This is a genomic window from Caldifarcimen microaerophilum (genome assembly GCF_055387105.1).
Genome location: NZ_AP038914.1, coordinates 816,427 through 833,114, shown reverse-complemented (window position 1 = coordinate 833,114; position 16,688 = coordinate 816,427). Strand labels below are relative to the sequence as shown.

Sequence of the window (16,688 nt, the reverse complement as noted above, 5' to 3'; positions counted from 1 at the left end):
TTTTCAAACCATCCGGTGCATTTTCGGGGATCTTGCCCACCTGACCCCGTTGATATACGGGATTTACGGCGAAGTTTCAGGAAAGAGGCTTCAGATCGGGTTTCGCGTATGTTATCTTCGGGGCGGTCCCTCCGGGAAGGGAACGCGGTTCAGGATATACCGGGCGCGGTAATCCAGAACGTAAAACGCCTCGTCCCGAACGTGTCCCTGGTTGTGAAGACGCTCCAGGGTGCTGAGAAACCGCTCCAGCGTGGCGCGATAGCGGTCCAGGCGTTCTTCCCGTGCCCAGCGAAGGGCCTGCTGAAGAAGCCGGGCAAGACGATCATACGCCCGTTCACTCATCCACCCGATGGCGAAAGCCGTGTCGTTCCGGATCTGGAGGTGAATCACCATGGAGTCGAGATAAGGAGGCGGCAGGGGTCCCGGTCCCACCGTGTAGCCGTATTTACCCCCCCCAAAGGGTGTTTTGCTGAAGTACATGGCGTCCAGAATGGAGTCGATCACAACATCCAGGGGCCCCCCTTCGCTGATGCCGGTTACCGTGGGGAACAGAATCGAGTCAATGCCCCATGCTTTCCAGAACACCACATCCGGTAATAAGGGAGAAACGAGTTGCGCATGCAGGGTGTCACCTGGTAGAAAGCTCCTGAATCCCCATGAGCTAATGTTGCTGTTTAAACTTAGCATTTCAACCTCTTCAACCCACAAGGTATCGATGTTCCATGGAACGTTTCCGAAGGGTGAAAATCCTCCGATCGTCAGGTGACCTAATGGTTGTTCACTCGTAGGGAGGTTGACCACGACGTATTGATACACGAGTCGCAAGGAATCCTGCCACAGAGTTTCTCTAACGAGAACCTGGATGGAAAGCGAAAAACGATCATCTTCAGGAATCAAGAGGGTCACCGTATCGGCAAGAGACATGCGGATTACGGACACGATTGACCACATCCAGATAGCCGCCATGATTTACCCTCCTTCGACGACCGAAATATGATAGTGCCTGTTGTGGAAGCGTACATAGGGAGTCAAATGCATGGCGCTTGCAATGCGGCTCAGGATTTGACGGAACAGGACATCGTTCAGGCTGCTCCCTCCATTTCCCCTTCCCCAGAGGTCCACCTGTTCTCCTGTGCGATGGTAGTTGTGACCGGTAATCCATGTCCCACGAGCGGAAAGACACCTGTCATTCGGATCATATGTTCCACACACGTCAAACAACCCACCCCATGGAAGGCTCATGTCGTTGATGGATAAAAACTCTCCAGGAATTTCCTGGCGTGCTTGCTGAGCCAGGGCGCGAATGAATGCAAGAAGATAGGGGCGACCATAATGGTTCTGCGGATGGGATGCTGTGGCACCTACCAGTTCGTACCCCTCCCCTGTTCCAAGTTCTGCAAATCCGTCGAATCGAATAACCAGCGTGTCCACCAACGCATATCGCCTCTTTTCTCCAGGCAAAACCTTCACCAGTCGAAGACCCGCCACAGCATCCCGGTGATACTGGATTACAAATGTTCCGCTGGTATCGGTGCGTCCCCGAGCTACCAGCAACGTATCCCAGCCTTTCGCCTGATGACTATAACCAAATGTAGTATCTGTCAAAGAGGGTGCCACAACAATCCACGAACCCAGAGGGGGTAACGCACTTACCGTGTCGTGTTCATGATAGCCTGTTCGGGGTATACCCTTCAACCGAATTTCCACGGGTATGCTGTCCATGGGTGCGCCTGTTCGGGGATGTTGAACAGTGACAGACAGTGTCACAATGTCTTCAATGCCCCAATTCCTGCCGGGATTGTATATCGCCGGCACATAGGGCCGTACGGGATTGGGACTCAGGGTAATTGTGACCCGCGGCATCACCACCACCCACGCCGAATCTCTCGCCTCGTTCCCGAAAAGATCCACCGCCACCACCCGGACCTTGTATATCGCGCCAATGTCCTCCCCAAAATCCACCCCAACAGGGACCTCCCGCCACGTCTTCGTGTGCCCCACACCCACCATCACCCACGAACTCTCCCGAACCGGCTCCCCATCTTCCCACAGCTCCACCCGCAACCACGCGAACGTGTTCTCATGATACCGCACCCTCAGCGTATCCTCCCCGAAAACCTGCAACGTCTCCTGATCGTTCTTCACGATCTCCACATCCACATAATGGTCCACCACCTCAAGCGTATCTTCTTTCACCCGCTCTTCCAGCAACGTGGGAACGCCTGGACGAACATACCGGGCTCTTCCGATCCATGTCCCGGGAAAACGGGCATAATCCGTAAATCGAAGAGACCCGTATTGCCGGGTCGCAAGACGTACCCAGTGCCAGATATCCATTCCGCACTCCCATCCCCACGCAACGGTGTCGTATTCTACAATGGGAAGAATCCAGGGATTGTCCTGATACCACTTCAGAACAAGGCCCCAGTCCACCGTGTCCACCGCCGCCACATACGCGTCCATGCATTTCAGCGTATCCCGGACCTGGCCATTCGTGTCTCGTACCGGACACCAAAATTCCACGAACAGAGTGTCTCCAAGCAAGAAACAGTGGTCAAGGCTGAAAGACGTCTCTAGGGTAAGGGCAATGGTGTCCGTGACCTCCACCGTGTCCAGAGGATCCCGGTGAATGGCCAGGGTTGAATCCACCCAGATGTGGTACCAGTCAACCCACATGGAGATGGTCTGAAGATCTCCATCCCCCTTTGCCTCCCCTGCAAGAAGAAAAATGGGAAAAGCGAGCAGAAGGATGCGCCTCATCGGACCACCCCCATCCACACCATCCGACCCTTCCACCGATCCGCGCCTGCCTGAAGACGGAAAAAGTACACCCCTTGCGGAAGGCCGTGGAGCGTGAGACGGTGTTCTCCTTGTGCAAGTTGGGCCTGAAACTGAGCCACCTTTCTCCCAACGACGTCAAACAGCTCCAGCCGGATTTCCCGGGGTTCCGGAAGCTGGAGAATCCATCCACCCGGAAAGGTTTGCAACATCGGTTTCATAAAGGCAGAACCCGCATGTTCCACCACCGGAGTGATCGAGTCCTTGTGGGGATGAAGAAGTCCCATCCCCATCGAACCCCGATCCCATCCCCGGAGTATGGCCGGGCCTCTGGAGGTTTGGACCTGAAGGATTATCCGGGGTGAATCCTGAGCGGGGATGTGGAAAATGCTTCCTGCCGTGAGGACAAGAGCAAGCAAGCCCATATCCACCCCTCCGTTTTCGAAAACTCAGGTTGGGGAAAGTATACCCCCCCCCCCCCCTGACGGTTTGTCAAGAGGAACTGTAGTATTTCAATCAAGAAACCCATATGTTCGGGTGCAATGGTAAAGAAGGACCCGGGAGGAAAGACGGGTAAGGAAGGGCAATCGAAAATGCTCGGCGTTCCCATGGACAGAAGCCTCGAGGATCAGCAGGGCAATCTTCACCTGCAGGGTGGACCTTCGGAGTAGGGGAGATGGTTCAGGATATACCGGGCGCGGTAATACAAAACGTAAAACGCCTCGTCCCGAACGTGTCCCTGGTTGTGAAGACGCTCCAGGGTGCTGAGAAACCGCTCCAGCGTGGCGCGATAGCGGTCCAGGCGTTCTTCCCGTGCCCAGCGAAGGGCCTGCTGAAGAAGCCGGGCAAGACGATCATACGCCCGTTCACTCATCCACCCGATGGCGAAAGCCGTGTCGTTCCGGATCTGGAGGTGAATGGCCATGGAGTCCAAGGACTGCGGCGGCAACAGTCCCGGCCCCACCGTCCGCCCGTATTTGCCAGGGCCAAAAGGTGTTTTGCCATAATACACCGAATCAAGAAGTTGCTCTGCGCCTTCCGTCATGATGGGCGTTCCACGGGTTACAGGATTCAGATCTTTCCCTTCCGCATGCCACCAGCTGATGTCCGGCAAATCAGGGCTTAAAAACACAAATCCTCCCAGGCTTTCCCCAGGTAGGAGTGGCGAGTGGATCAGTGTCCAGAAAGCCGTGGCTGCCGTATCCAGTGTAGGAGGTCCGCTTGCACCTTCACACCATGCTTTGCCGAGTCTGTAAAAATAGACCTGAACATCTCCATTTGTAGAAAATCGCGGGATCTCAAACGTGATCACGGGTTGTCTGCTTTTCGGACGATTGTAAATCCTATACCGGTACACAAACCGCACGCTGTCGGTGTCTGTCACCTCCACCTCTGGCAAAGGCCCATGGGAACGTGCAGCGTTTTGGCGAATCTCCAGCACTTCCATCCGGAGAGGCTCCTGAATCACCGTTTCCTTCACCGCTTCGACCCGAACTTCAAGATCAAAGCTGTCCACAATGGGGAGGATATAGAGAAACGCTGAATCCCCTTCCTGAGCCCTCGCCGGAAAAGAAATGAAAAACCCTCCCACTAACGAGAAGGGCCATCCGTACCTCATGGCAACCCCTTGTTCACGAAATGAGCATAGCCTTCCCCTGACGGTTTGTCAAGGAGCGCCGGGATATGGCCCCCTAGTTCCCGCCCTCATTTTGCGGGAAATTTTCCGCGTCCCGTCCGTGGATCCATTGGATGACCTTGCGTTTGCCGGTGCGGTCTCCTGATCTATGGTCCCATCGCCGGTGAACGTCCGCAGATGTCGGGTTATCCTCTGGGTATGATCCAAGAGTCTTCACGATGAAGCCAGGAGGATCACGATGAAGCGGTCGTATGCGGTGATTCTGGTGGGTCTCGGGGTGCTAGGGGCGCAGTGCGATCGAACCACCCGTCCGCCTGGTCTTCCCTCGGGATGGGTCATTCCCCTTGTGGCGCCCGACTCCAGCGGCCATGAGCTGGAATTGCAGGAAGTCGCCTTTCTCCCATCGGGTATCGCGGTGTCCGGACGGTTCGGGATTTTTTCGGAGAACCTTTTTTTCGTGGGAATTCTTTCGATGGAAGGTACGTGGAAAACGTTCCAGCCCATCACCACCCTTCCTCCAGAAATCTCTTACTGGATCGTGCCATGGAGCAGGGGCTTTCTGGCCGTTCCTCTTAACCTGGATCCCACACAGTGCAGGATCTATCTTCTCGGACAAGATGGAAGGCTTGAGGACAGTCTCATCGTGAGGGATCCGGAAGGATACAACTGCGCATTTGCAGACGTCATCCCCTGGAGTGGCGGGTTTCTGGTGGCCGGAACCTCCTGGATCCGGGCGGATTCCTCCACTGCCTTCCTGGCGTATCTCGAACGGACATCGGGAACGTACCATCAGGTGTGGTTCCATCGGTATCATCGAAATCGACATGCATACAGCGGCGGTGGCATTCTGATTCCCTCATCCGGTGGGTTCGGATATCTGGGGAGTACGGGGGACTCCAGTGCTGCAGACTCTCTCTGGATCATGAAACTCACGGCTTCAGGTCAGGTGCTCGCCGAGACCACGCTGGGCTATGGACAAAGTCCCTGGGTCAGTGTCGTGGAGGGTGAGAACGGGTTTCTTATCCGGGAAGGCTTCTCTGATTGGACCCTCTTCTATTTCGATCTGGGAGCCTTTCGCGTCCTCTGGGAACGGGACAACGTCCCCTACCGCATGGTGGACATCCCGCCCGGCGGGTCCTTTGCCGGTGCCCTGGTGCTGGATTCCGCATCCCTGCGGTATGTCCAGCTGGATCTGCGCACCGGCCAGGAAATGTCTTCCCGGGACCTCTGGAGCGGAATTGGCTGGGTGTCTTCTTTTCACGCCGGTCCGGAGGGATTTCTTGTGGGCCTTGAGGGTTCCTATCTTGCCTATGTTCCCTATGCGGGAGACCTTCCTTCTTTGCACGGTATGAGAGCAGCAAAAACCGTGAGATTCGATCCCTGCAGGCAGGAGCCCCTACGTCCGTTTCTGGGGAAGGGATGGAACGGGTCCTGCATGAGGGGGCTCTGAAAGGGCAGAGCGTCGTGGTCCCGCCGGATGGTTCGGGGCGGTCGGCCTATAATTGAAATATATGGCGGACTTCTTTCAGAACCGGGTGCCCACCTTCACCATCCTCCGGGGGGACGCCCTCCCGGAGATGGAAGAGCGGTTGATCCGGGCCTCCCGGAGAACGCGGGCCGGCGTCATCATCCCCGCGCTGTATTCGGATCTGGTGAGCCCCGCCATGCAGGGGATCATTGAGGTCCTGTCCGACATCCCCTATGTCCATCGCGTGTATATCTCCCTGGACCGGGCGAACCGCCAGGAGTTCTATCAGGCGCTGGAAGTGGTGGCCCCCCTGGGGGAGAAAGCCGTTCTCCTCTGGAACGACAACCCCGCCGTCCGGGCCATCATCGCGGAGGTGGAAAAAACCCTCCCCGTGGGACCCCGGGGCAAGGGACAGGCGGTGTGGACGGCCCTGGGCTATGTGCTCGCCACGGAAGAGGTGGATGTCCTTGCCTTTCACGATGCAGACATCCTGACCTATGATCGGGCCTTTCTCGCCCGGCTCCTTTTCCCCGTCATGGTGCTCCGGTATCAATTTGCCAAAGGTTTCTATGCCCGGTACAAAGACCGCCTCTTCGGACGGGTGGTCCGGCTCTTCTATTTCCCCTTCGTGCATTCCCTGCGGGAGATTTTCGGGGACCTTCCTTTTCTCTCCTATATGGGCGATTTTCGCTATCCCCTGTCCGGGGAATTTGCCACCGTGCTGGACATCGCCCGGGAAATCCGGTTTCCCTCGGACTGGGGGATTGAGGTGGGCATCCTGGCGGAGATCTATCGCCTCCTTCCCCCTCACCGGGTGTGCCAGGTGGAACTCACCCACCGGTATGACCACAAGCACCAGCAGGTGGGCACCGACGCCCGTTCGGGACTTCTCAAGATGGTGGCCGACATTGCCCGGACCTTCTTCACCCAGCTTGCCGCCCAGGGGCTTGTCCTGAACGAGGAGTTTTTCCACACCCTCAAACTCACCTATCTCACCGAGGCCCGGGAGCTTGTGGGGGTGTATGAGTCCCTCGCCCGGATGAATGGGCTGACCTATGATCTCCATTCAGAGCTTTCCGCCGTGGAGTCCTTTGCCGAGGCGTTGACCTATGCCTTTGAGGATTTTCACCGCTATCCTTTCGGTTCACCCATGATCCCGAGCTGGCGGCGGGTGGATGTGGCCCTGGGAGGTGTGCTGGACGCTCTTCGGGAAGCGCTGGAGGAACCCCTGCGGGACCTTGTGTGAGATGCCTCGCCGACTCCTCATCTTCACGGATCTGGACGGGACGCTGATGCATCCCGTGACCTATGCCTATGATGCGGCGATTCCGGTGATCCGGGATCTTGCCCGCAGGGGCCACTGGGTGATCCCCACGACGAGCAAAACCCGGATCGAGGTGGAGGATCTGGTGGAGCGGGTGGGGGAGCTGGGGGCGTTCGTGGTGGAAAACGGCAGTGCTGTGTTTATTCCGCCTTCTTCGCCCCTCCACGATCGAGTGGATCTCGCCCAGTATGGCCCCTATCGGGTCCGGATCCTCGGGGTTCCGCATGAAGAGGCCCTCCGGGCCCTCCGGAAAATCCTGGAAGAGGTGGGGGAGGATGCCCTCATCCCCCTGTCGGACATGGACGATGAAGAGGTGGTGCGCCTCACCGGCCTCCCTCCGGAGAAAATCCAGGCCATGCGGGCAAGGGAGTTTTCCGAACCCTTCGTGGTGCTCAAGCCCCATCTCCGTCCGGTGATCGCGTTGCGGGCGGAAGCCCGGGGCTTCCGGATCCTCCGGGGAGATCGATTTGACCACATCATCGGTATGCGCGCCGGAAAGGGGGAAGCCGTCCGGTGGCTTGTGGAGGTATTCTCCCGGGCCTTTCCGGACGTGGAGTGGGTCACCGCCGGTCTGGGAAACGCACCCAACGACCTTTCCCTTCTGGAGGCGGTGGAGTTCCCCATGGTGATCGGGCGGCATCCCCTCCTTCGGGAACGGGGATTCCCCCGGGTGGAGACCCTGCCCCCCGAGGGGTGGATTGAGGGCGTTCAACGGATTCTCAAGGAGACAGGAGTGGAAGGATGAGACGATTTTCCACGGCGCTGCGGGATCAGGCCCGCCGCCGGATCGAGCAGATGGGGGAAGCGGACATCGTGGTCGGGATTCCCTCCTATAACGCCCAGGACACCATCGGACACGTGGTCGCCACCGCGGCTCAGGGCCTTTCCCGCTATTATCCCCGCATGCGCAGTTTGATTGTGGTTTCCGACGGGGGATCGGTGGACGACACCCGGGAAGTGGCCTCGGAGGTGGACACCACGACCTTTGAGAACGAAAAGATCGTAACCATCTATCGGGGGCTTCCGGGGAAAGGGAGTGCGGTGCGGGCGATTTTTGAGGCGGCGGTGATCCTGAAGGCCCGGCTGGTGGTCCTGCTGGATGCGGATCTCCGGTCCATCACGCCTGAATGGATTCCCAACCTTGTGGAACCCGTGCTGGAGCACGGCTACGATTTCGTGGCCCCCTATTATGCCCGGTATCGCCTGGACGGGACCATCACCAACACCATCGCCTATAACCTCACCCGTGCCCTGTTTGGCAAGCGGATTCGCCAGCCCATCGGGGGGGATTTTGCCCTTTCCCGTCCCCTCGTGCGGGCGTGCGTGGAGGAGGAGGACGTGTGGATGACGGACGTGGCCCGGTTCGGTGTGGACATCTGGCTCACCACCATGGCCATTGTCCGGGGATTCCGGGTGGTGCAGACCTATCTCGGCGTGAAGATCCACGATGTGAAAGACCCGGCCGAACACCTCACTCCCATGTTCCGTCAGGTGGTGGGGACCATCTTTTCCCTGATGGAGGTGCACGAGTCCTTCTGGATGCACATCCGGGGGAGTGAGGAGGTCCCCCTTTTGCGCCCCTATCCCATTGCAGGAAAACCCGAGCCCTTTGAGATCAGCGTGCCAGCTCTCCTGGAATACTTCCGGCTGGGCCTCAAAAATTTCGGTCCGGTGTGGCGCCAGATCGTGGGGAGAGAGGCCTACAGGCAGATCCGCCAGCTGGCTTCCCTCCCGCCAGAGGATTTTCATTTCCCTCCCGAACTGTGGGTCCGGGTGGTGTATGACTTTGCGGTGGCTTATCACGAGGCGCCCCGTCAGCGCCTGAAACTTGTGGACCTGATGGTTCCCCTCTACAACGCCCGGGTGGCCTCCCTGGTGACGGAACTCCGGGACCTTCCGGATGAGGAGGTGGAAGGCTATTTTGAGGAGCAGGCACTGATTTTTGAGGAGATGAAGCCCTATCTGATTCGCAGGTGGAAACGGGCAAAGCGTGAAGTCTCCTGATCCCCGGCGGGTGTTCGTCAAAACCCCGTCCACCTTCCACGTGGAGGAACGTCTCCCCTTTCACCCCTCCGGCGAAGGGGAACACCGGTTTCTCCGGATCTGCATGGCCGGGCGGTCCACCTCCTCCCTTCTGTCCCGTTTGAGAAAAGAAATCCCCGTGGGGGCGCTGGGCTATGCGGGACTGAAGGATCGGGATGCCACGGTGATTCAGTGGCTTTCGGTGCATCGGGACCATGAAGTCCGGGCCCGAAAGATCCTGGAAGATCTGGGGGTGGAGGTCCTGGAAATCCGTCCCCACCGGCACAAACTCCGTCCCGGGAAGGTCCGGGCCAACCGGTTCGTTCTCCGCGGGATCCGCCTTTCGCCGGGGGAGGTGGTGGACCTTCAGATGCAGGGGTTTCCCAACCGGTATGGCCCCCAGCGTTTTGCCCGGGACAACCTGGAACGGGCGCGGAATCTGGTGGATCGGATTGCCCGTGGGGAACGTATCCCCCGGCGGTTTGAAACCCGCTTTCTCCTCTCGGTGTTTCAGGCGTGGTGCTTCAACCGGATGGTGGACCTCCGGGAAGGACGGGGATGGCTCCGGAAGGTCCTCCCCGGTGACCGGGTGGTCCGTCGTCCCGGTGGGAGGCCCTATCTTTATGAAGGAGAGGCGGTGGACGTTCGCCCGGACCGCGTCCCCACCCATCTCCTCCCGGGAAAGAAAGAGGCCCCTGCTGGGGGTGCGCCGGGAGAACTGGAGCGCGACGTCCTGGAGGAAGCCGGGCTCACACCGGAGGTGCTGCAGCGCCTCCCCGTCCGGGGCACCCGCCGGGCGGTGATCGCCTTCCCCGAAGCGGTTATTCCCCGGGAAGACGGCCTGGAGGTGGTGCTCCCTTCGGGGGCGTATGCCACCGTCCTGCTGGAACACCTGGGATACCGGGTGGTGGAGTAACGGGAGGTCACGGATGCGGCGGATGGTGGGACTCCTCCTCGTAGGGATGCTGGCAATGGGGTTGCAGTGCAAGGAACCCCGGGTATGCGATCCCCCTCCTCCCCCTCCGGATCCTCCTCCGGATTTGATCTACATGGTACCTCCTGATACAACCCGGGGGTTCGTTCGCTGGCTGCCCTTTCGCCCCCGTGTGTACGGAAACACGCTGTTTTACCTCCTCGGTGAATGCCGGAGCGATTGCACCTGCGCCCCTGAGTTATGGAGCCAGGACCTTCAAACGGGAAAATCCTTTCGGGTATGGGATTTCGACAGCCTCTGTGCGAACATGTATGACGTGGGCTTCTTCGAGGGAGAAACGCTTGTGGTTGCGAGCGTTCAGGAGCCTTTCTGGTTCCGGCCTTTGCCTTTTCTCCTGCTCGTTCGTCCAGGTTCAGGCCAGGTGGATACCCTTTCCTGGGGATGTGATTTGCCGGTGGTGGATCCCCGGTTCAGCCCGGATGGCCAGTCGGTTTTTGCGGCTTTGATCCCCTACGATGAGGCGGATACGATGGGTACCCCACGCTGTACGCCGGGGGTGTGGCGTTACGACCGGGGTCAGGACTCGGCATGGAAAGTTGCGGATCTTGTGGATCTGTACGGCTTCTATTCCTATCGGGGGTATGCGCTGGATGGGGATTCGGTGTGGCAGATGCCGTACGGGTTTTTCCCTTCTATTGACCCGTGGGAGGGAAGATGGGTGGTGGGGGATCAGGTCGGCTGGTGGCGCGGCGAATGGCGGAAGCGTTTACTGATCTGGGATCGACAGGAGAATACGGGTGTGGAGGTGGAGGTCCCGTGGGAAGGGGTGACCACGGTTCGCCACCCCGTATGGGCCGAAGTCCCACAGCACGGACGGGGGATTGTATTTTTCTCCTGGGAGCCGTGGGCAGAACCTGCACCTGATGAGGTGGAATCTGCCTCGTGTCCCGCCTACCTGTGGAGGTTGCCCCCGGGCATCTGGTTGCTCAAGAACTGGGAGGAGTATATCGTCCGGTGAAGAGATCCGGGTGGATTCGCCCCCTTGACAAATCCCCCTCCAGCGTGTATCTTGAAGTTTGGTTTAAATTTAAGGAGGGGCGGATGGTCTGGTGGATCCTGGCGCAGGTGTTTCAGGTGGTGGGAGGATCGGTGACCTACTGGACGGTGGCCCGGAGTGCGGCGGGCCTCATCCCCCACGAAATCCGGGCCGAAAACATGGACGTTTCGGGAACCGTGTGGGTGGGGGACACGGCGGTGGTGGGGACGCTGTATGTCCCGGTGGTCCGGTTTTCTTCCGGCAACCTCCAGCGGGATCAGGACGTGGCGGGAATTCTGGAATACCGTCGCTTTCCCTTCATCACCGTCACCGTTCAGGCTGCACCGGAATTCGTCCAGACCGTGCTTTCCGGTGAGCGGGACTCCCTTCGCTTCCCGGTGACCCTCACCCTTACCGTCCGGGACTGCACAAGGGTGTTTGCGAACCAGGAGGTGAATCTGATTCGAAAGGAAGACACCCTCATCGCCCGCACGGCGCTGGGCACCCGGTTCACCGAACTCGGACTGGATCCCCCCCGGGTGAAGGGGCTGGGGCTTCTGGGAGGCCTGGTTTCCCGGGCAGACGACACCCTTCACCTCACCGGAGACCTCCGGTTTCTCCCTCACAAGGAAGATGAGCCATGATGGTGCTGTTTCTTCTCCACATGCTTGCCCCCCCTCCGGCGCCCACGCCCATCTGGGAAGAAGCCCGTTCCCACAGCACCCTGTTCAAGATTCACCGGATCATCGGCTATACCCTGCTCGGGACGAGTCTGGTTCAGTCCGGCCTGGGCTGGGCCACCCTTTCGGTCTATGAAAGTGGAAACGCCCCTTCCGATCCTCTCCGGAACACCCATCGGGTGCTGGGGTACGGGGTGGTGAGTCTGGCCACCACCAACGCCCTGCTGGGAAGCTGGAATCTCCTGTCCATGGATCCCGAAAAGCGCCGGCGCAAGCATTACGTGCATGCCCTTCTTTCCTGGACGGCCACCGCCCTGTATGTGACGGCCGGGGTTTTTGCCTATCAGGCCCGCACCCTTTCGGAATTTGACCGGTATTACGCCCATCGGAACGCGGCCCTGGCGGCCACCGGGGCCACCCTGCTCACCGTGGGGGTGGTGATATGGTGAGACGCAGGGGGCTGTGGATGGTGGTCATCGCTATCGGCGCAGGCCTGTTCGCCTGCAATCAGACAAAAAAGTCTCCGGTCCTCCCGGAAGCCTGTGACACCCAGGTGGATTTCGCCCAGTGCATCCAGCCGATTTTTGATGCCTACTGTGTGAGATGCCATGGAAACAACGGGGGGCTTTCCTTAGAGCCCGGTCAAGCACAGCAAAACCTCGTAAATGTACCTTCTACCTGTGACCCTAACATGATGCGCGTCAAACCAGGATTTCCAGATCTATCTCTTCTTTATCTCAAGATCACGGACGATCCGGCCAAATGCGGAAGCCGGATGCCTCCCACCGGCGAGAGGCTCTCCACCCGGGAGGTGGATCTGATTCGCCGGTGGATTGAAACCTTGAGCCCTTAACAAGGAGGGAAGGATGCACGCATGGATGATGGTTGGACTGATGATCGCCTGGTCTTCCGGGCCGCCCGATGGCGTCACGGGAGCGCCGGGCGAAGGGCTGTGCAGTCAGGTTGGCTGCCACGGTGGAGGGACGCAGGACGGCACTCCGTCGTTCGTTCACACCGTCCCCGTGAACCCCGGCGACACGGTGGAATTCACCGTCCTGCTTGCCGACCCCGATGCCCAGCGCTGGGGGTTTGAAGCCACCCTCCTCGACACGCCCGATCCCTCCGGCGTGACCGTGGGGACCTTTGAGCTCCTGGACCCCACCCTCACCCAGATGTCCACCGCCAACAACCGGACCTACGTGAAGCACACCTCCCAGGGCACGTTTGCAGGGCAGACGGATTCCGCCTCCTGGTCCTTCCGGTGGATCGCCCCGTCCGGTCCGGCGAACGTCACCGTGTACATCGCCTATAACGGAGCCAACGGAAACGGACTGGCCACCGGGGATGCCATCTACACCCTCTCGGTTCCTATCCAGGTGACAGGCGTTCAGGAAACCCCCCGGACCCGGGAATTCCGGTTCGTGGTGGTTCCTGGAGGAATCCGGCTGGAGGGGGAGCCTTCGGTTGTCTCGGTTTTTGAGGCATCCACGGGGCGTCTCCGCACCCGGGCATCCCTTCTCCCGTCGGAAATCCTGCGTCTGCCCCGGGGCGTTTACATCCTGAAGGCGGAAAGAACGGAGGCAACCCGTCCTCTCCGGGTGGTGATTCCCTGAAGGGGTGCCAGACCCTTCGCGTTTGAAAGGGCGGGCGGTGTCCCCTATACTTTGCGCCAGACGCGCACAAGGGGGAATTGTCCATGATGCTCTGGTTCCTGGCACTGGTCGCCCAGATGGGGGAGGTCCATCTTGCAAACATACGGGCCCTGACCCACGAGGGAGACAACGCCGAGGCCTATTTTTCCTTTGATGGGAAAAAGCTCACCTTCCAGTCGGTTCGCGGGGATTTTGCCTGCGATCAAATTTTCCTGATCGAGGACCTGGAGAACCCCGCTCCCCGTCTGATTTCCACCGGCAAGGGGCGGACCACCTGCAGTTATTTCCTTCCCGGAGATTCGCTTGTGATCTATTCCTCCACCCACGAAAAGCACGGTCCGGAGTGCCTGCCGGGTGGGCGGTTTGATCCGGAACTCAAGGCGTATGTCTGGCCCCTGTATGACTACGACATCTATGTGACGAACATCCGGACCGGTGAAACCCGGTTGTTCTTCTCCAGTCCCGGCTACGATGCGGAAGCCACGGTGGCCCCGGACGGCCGGGTGGTCTTCACCTCCACCTTTGAGGGGGACATGGAACTCTACATCCTGGATCCTCCCTACACGGGCAAACCCCGGCGGGTCACCCACACGCCCGGATACGACGGAGGGGCCTTCTTCACGGCGGATGGGCGGTATCTCGTCTATCGGGGATGGCATCCGGAAGATTCCGCCTCTCTTGCGGAATACCGGGACCTCCTTGCGAAAGGACTCATGAAGGGTGTGCCTCTTCAGATCTTCGTGTATGACCTGGAGCGGGACACCTTCTGGCAGGTGACCGACAACAACGCCGTGAACTTTGCACCCTTCCCCTTCCCCGGCACAAAGCGCATCATCTTTGCGTCGAATTACCAGTCCGGACGGGCCTTCCACCTGTGGGCGGTGGATTTTGACGGGGCCAACCTGGAACGGATTACCTTTGAAGGCACCTTCAATTCTTTCCCCATGTTCTCACCCGATGGGCGCTTTCTGGTGTGGGCGTCCAACCGTGGAAGCAAAAATCCTCATCTGGCCAACATTTTCATCGCAGAGTGGAAAAACAAGGAGGCAATTCATGGTGGCTCTCCAGACCACAACCCTGAACCTTGAACTCCGGACCGCCCGCAAAAAGGGCGGAGCCCGGAAACTCCGCAGGGCGGGCAAAATCCCCGGGATCGTGTATGGTGCCGGGGAGGAAAACGTTCTGGTCCAGGTGGACCGGAAGGTGATGGAGAAACTCGTGCGGGAGCTCCACGGTGAGGTGGTGGTGCTGGACCTCTCCATCGGTGGGAACGTGCGCAAGGGGTTTGTGAAAGATGTCCAGTTTCACCCCGTGACCGGCGAAGTCCTTCATGTGGACTTCCAGATTGTCCACGCTGGCGAAGAGGTGGAAGTGACCGTTCCGGTGGTCCTGGTGGGTGAGGCCCCCGGTGTGAAGGCAGGAGGTGTGCTGGATCACCTCCTTCATGAGGTGGACCTCCGCGCCCCCGCCGATCGGATTCCGCCCCACATCGAGGTGGATGTGAGCTCCCTCGGTCTGGGCGATGTTCTCCATGTCCGGGATATCCCGGTGCCGGAGGGGGTGATCCTTCTTGAGGATCCCGATGAGCCCGTGGTGGTGATCCATGCACCGCGGGCGGAAGCGGCGGAAGGAGAGGGCGCTGAGGAGGCGCCCGAGGCACCTCCGGCCGGTGGAGAGGGGACCGGAGAGGCCTGAACGCAGGCGTTCTCGGGACGCACCGGGTGAAAAGGTCGTCGGTCTGGGTGGTTCTGGCCCTGGGGAACCCGGGGGCAGACTATGTCTTCACCCGCCACAATGCCGGGTGGATGTTTGCGGACTGGGCCGTGGGGTCTCCCCGTGCCTTTCGTCCTGAAATTCCCCGGGGGCTGGTGGCCCGGGCCCATGGTTTCGTGTGGGTCAAACCCCTCACCTGGATGAATCTGTCGGGGGAGATCCTTCCCATCCTGGCGGCGTCCCTCCCGGAATGGGCGCCAGAGCGCACGGTGGTGGTGTATGACGATGTGGCCCTTCCCCTCGGGCGTGCCCGGCTGCGGCTCAAGGGATCTGCAGGGGGGCACCGGGGGATGGCGTCGGTTCTCCAGCACCTGGGGCATGACCGCATTCCCCGCCTCCGGATCGGGATTGGACCGGTCCCTCCGGGTGTACCGCTGCGGGACTTTGTCCTTGCGCCCTTTGGAGAGGAGGAGGTGGAGCGCCTGGTGGAGCCATTCCCCCGCTTCCTGGAGGGTCTGAAACTCCTCGCCGCCGGGGCGGTGGAGGAGGCCCAGCGCCTTGTGAATTCACCGGATGAAACCCCTGAAAACAGGAGGCTTTTGTCATGAGGAAAGGGCTTCTCGGTGTGATGCTCTTGGTTCTGCCCCTCCAGGCCCAGACCCCGCCGCAGGGGGTGCGGAGCCTGGCGGAGGATGCCACCCGAACCTTCTTTTTCCTGGTGGGATCGGGCACCATGACCTCGGCCACCGTCCATGGCAAACCTTTCCCCATCCCCCACTTTGACCTGGGTGTGGCTGCCAACCTGGTGAGCTTTTCGTCCGTCAATCCTGCCGACCCCACGAAGGAGATCAAGGGGATGCTGTTCTCCCCATACTTTCAGGCTGAGCTGGGGGTGTTTGACGGGTTTTCCCTGGTGCCTGGACTCCTTTCGGGCATCGGTGCAGTGGATGTCCTGGTCCGGTACCTTCCGCCCATCAAACTCTCCGCCCTGGGGTCCAGCGTGGAAACCCCTCAGGGTTTCGGGTTCGGTGTGAAGGTGGGAATTCTGAAAGACCGTCTGATTCCCCCCGTGCCGGGCGTGTCGGTCACGGTCTTCCATACCTCGTGGGGCGATCTGGTTTCGGACTATCAGGAAGGAAGCAATTACGTGGGCATGCGGATGAAGGCCAGCGTGTTGCGGATGCAGCTCGACGTGTCCAAGAACTTTCTCATTGTCACGCCCTACGCCGGGATCGGTTATGAGCGGGGGAACCTCACCGTGGACTGGCGAACCGATCCCAACGGTGGATACAGCAGCCTGAACGAGGACTTCCTGAAACAGGGGTACACCCGGATGTACGCCGGCCTGCTCCTTTCTCCCCTCCCCCTCGTGAAAGTGGTGGGAGAGGTGAGCCTCCTCAAAAACCGGACCGGGTTTTCCCTGGGCCTGAAAGCCGGACTCTGAG

At 59.7% G+C, this 16,688-nt stretch carries 18 protein-coding genes; 14 read left to right on the top strand and 4 right to left on the bottom strand.

Features of this window, described 5'->3' with window-relative positions; genetic code table 11:
* Positions 1-111: 111 nt before the first annotated feature.
* The 4 genes from AC6HU3_RS03880 to AC6HU3_RS03865 all read right to left on the bottom strand — a co-directional run bounded on the left by AC6HU3_RS03880 (position 112) and on the right by AC6HU3_RS03865 (position 4,396).
* Positions 112-585, bottom strand: coding sequence for an FIMAH domain-containing protein (locus tag AC6HU3_RS03880; RefSeq protein WP_497474836.1), 474 nt, complete (start codon positions 583-585; stop codon positions 112-114).
* 384 nt (positions 586-969) lie between these two features.
* Complete coding sequence (locus AC6HU3_RS03875) at positions 970-2,760, bottom strand: hypothetical protein (protein WP_497474835.1); 1,791 nt, start codon at positions 2,758-2,760, stop codon at positions 970-972.
* Positions 2,757-3,203, bottom strand: a complete 447-nt coding sequence (locus AC6HU3_RS03870; RefSeq protein WP_497474833.1) for a T9SS type A sorting domain-containing protein — start codon at positions 3,201-3,203, stop codon at positions 2,757-2,759. The genes AC6HU3_RS03875 and AC6HU3_RS03870 overlap by 4 nt, the downstream gene beginning before the upstream one ends.
* A 218-nt stretch (positions 3,204-3,421) precedes the next feature.
* Complete coding sequence (locus AC6HU3_RS03865) at positions 3,422-4,396, bottom strand: FIMAH domain-containing protein (protein WP_497474831.1); 975 nt, start codon at positions 4,394-4,396, stop codon at positions 3,422-3,424.
* A 256-nt stretch (positions 4,397-4,652) separates the two neighbouring features.
* Here AC6HU3_RS03865 and AC6HU3_RS03860 point away from each other — a divergent pair, with 256 nt between their 5' ends.
* The 14 genes from AC6HU3_RS03860 (at position 4,653) to AC6HU3_RS03795 (ending at position 16,687) form a co-directional block, all read left to right on the top strand.
* Positions 4,653-5,864 carry a hypothetical protein gene (locus tag AC6HU3_RS03860; RefSeq protein ID WP_497474829.1) on the top strand — a complete coding sequence of 404 codons (1,212 nt, stop codon included), beginning with the start codon at positions 4,653-4,655 and terminating at the stop codon, positions 5,862-5,864.
* Between the two features lie 61 nt (positions 5,865-5,925).
* Entirely contained in the window at positions 5,926-7,128 is a 1,203-nt protein-coding gene (locus AC6HU3_RS03855) for a glycosyltransferase family protein (protein ID WP_497474827.1), read from the top strand.
* 1 nt (position 7,129) lies between these two features.
* The gene (locus AC6HU3_RS03850) at positions 7,130-7,951 is read left to right on the top strand and encodes an HAD-IIB family hydrolase (protein ID WP_497474825.1); all 822 of its coding nucleotides are present in this window, start codon (positions 7,130-7,132) and stop codon (positions 7,949-7,951) included.
* A complete protein-coding gene (locus tag AC6HU3_RS03845; RefSeq protein ID WP_497474823.1) occupies positions 7,948-9,210 on the top strand; it encodes a glycosyltransferase family 2 protein in 1,263 nt (420 codons plus the stop codon). Before AC6HU3_RS03850 ends, AC6HU3_RS03845 begins: the two co-directional genes overlap by 4 nt.
* Positions 9,197-10,144: a tRNA pseudouridine(13) synthase TruD gene (truD, locus tag AC6HU3_RS03840; RefSeq protein ID WP_497474821.1), complete on the top strand. Its 948-nt coding sequence runs from the start codon at positions 9,197-9,199 to the stop codon at positions 10,142-10,144. The genes AC6HU3_RS03845 and truD overlap by 14 nt, the downstream gene beginning before the upstream one ends.
* 13 nt (positions 10,145-10,157) lie before the next feature.
* The gene (locus AC6HU3_RS03835) at positions 10,158-11,180 is read left to right on the top strand and encodes a hypothetical protein (protein WP_497474819.1); all 1,023 of its coding nucleotides are present in this window, start codon (positions 10,158-10,160) and stop codon (positions 11,178-11,180) included.
* Between the two features lie 83 nt (positions 11,181-11,263).
* Complete coding sequence (locus AC6HU3_RS03830; RefSeq protein ID WP_497474817.1) at positions 11,264-11,842, top strand: hypothetical protein; 579 nt, start codon at positions 11,264-11,266, stop codon at positions 11,840-11,842.
* Positions 11,839-12,327: a hypothetical protein gene (locus tag AC6HU3_RS03825; RefSeq protein WP_497474815.1), complete on the top strand. Its 489-nt coding sequence runs from the start codon at positions 11,839-11,841 to the stop codon at positions 12,325-12,327. Before AC6HU3_RS03830 ends, AC6HU3_RS03825 begins: the two co-directional genes overlap by 4 nt.
* Positions 12,328-12,569: 242 nt before the next feature.
* Positions 12,570-12,731 (top strand): hypothetical protein, encoded by a 162-nt coding sequence (locus tag AC6HU3_RS03820; protein WP_497474813.1) that lies wholly within the window; start codon positions 12,570-12,572, stop codon positions 12,729-12,731.
* 13 nt (positions 12,732-12,744) lie between these two features.
* Complete coding sequence (locus AC6HU3_RS03815) at positions 12,745-13,491, top strand: choice-of-anchor V domain-containing protein (protein ID WP_497474811.1); 747 nt, start codon at positions 12,745-12,747, stop codon at positions 13,489-13,491.
* An 83-nt stretch (positions 13,492-13,574) separates the two neighbouring features.
* Positions 13,575-14,618, top strand: a complete 1,044-nt coding sequence (locus tag AC6HU3_RS03810; RefSeq protein WP_497474809.1) for a TolB family protein — start codon at positions 13,575-13,577, stop codon at positions 14,616-14,618.
* Positions 14,584-15,225: a 50S ribosomal protein L25/general stress protein Ctc gene (locus tag AC6HU3_RS03805; RefSeq protein WP_497474808.1), complete on the top strand. Its 642-nt coding sequence runs from the start codon at positions 14,584-14,586 to the stop codon at positions 15,223-15,225. The genes AC6HU3_RS03810 and AC6HU3_RS03805 overlap by 35 nt, the downstream gene beginning before the upstream one ends.
* Positions 15,226-15,251: 26 nt before the next feature.
* Positions 15,252-15,851 carry an aminoacyl-tRNA hydrolase gene (pth, locus tag AC6HU3_RS03800; RefSeq protein WP_497474806.1) on the top strand — a complete coding sequence of 200 codons (600 nt, stop codon included), beginning with the start codon at positions 15,252-15,254 and terminating at the stop codon, positions 15,849-15,851.
* Positions 15,848-16,687, top strand: a complete 840-nt coding sequence (locus AC6HU3_RS03795) for a DUF6588 family protein (protein WP_497474804.1) — start codon at positions 15,848-15,850, stop codon at positions 16,685-16,687. Before pth ends, AC6HU3_RS03795 begins: the two co-directional genes overlap by 4 nt.
* The last annotated feature ends 1 nt before the right edge of the window (position 16,688 follow it).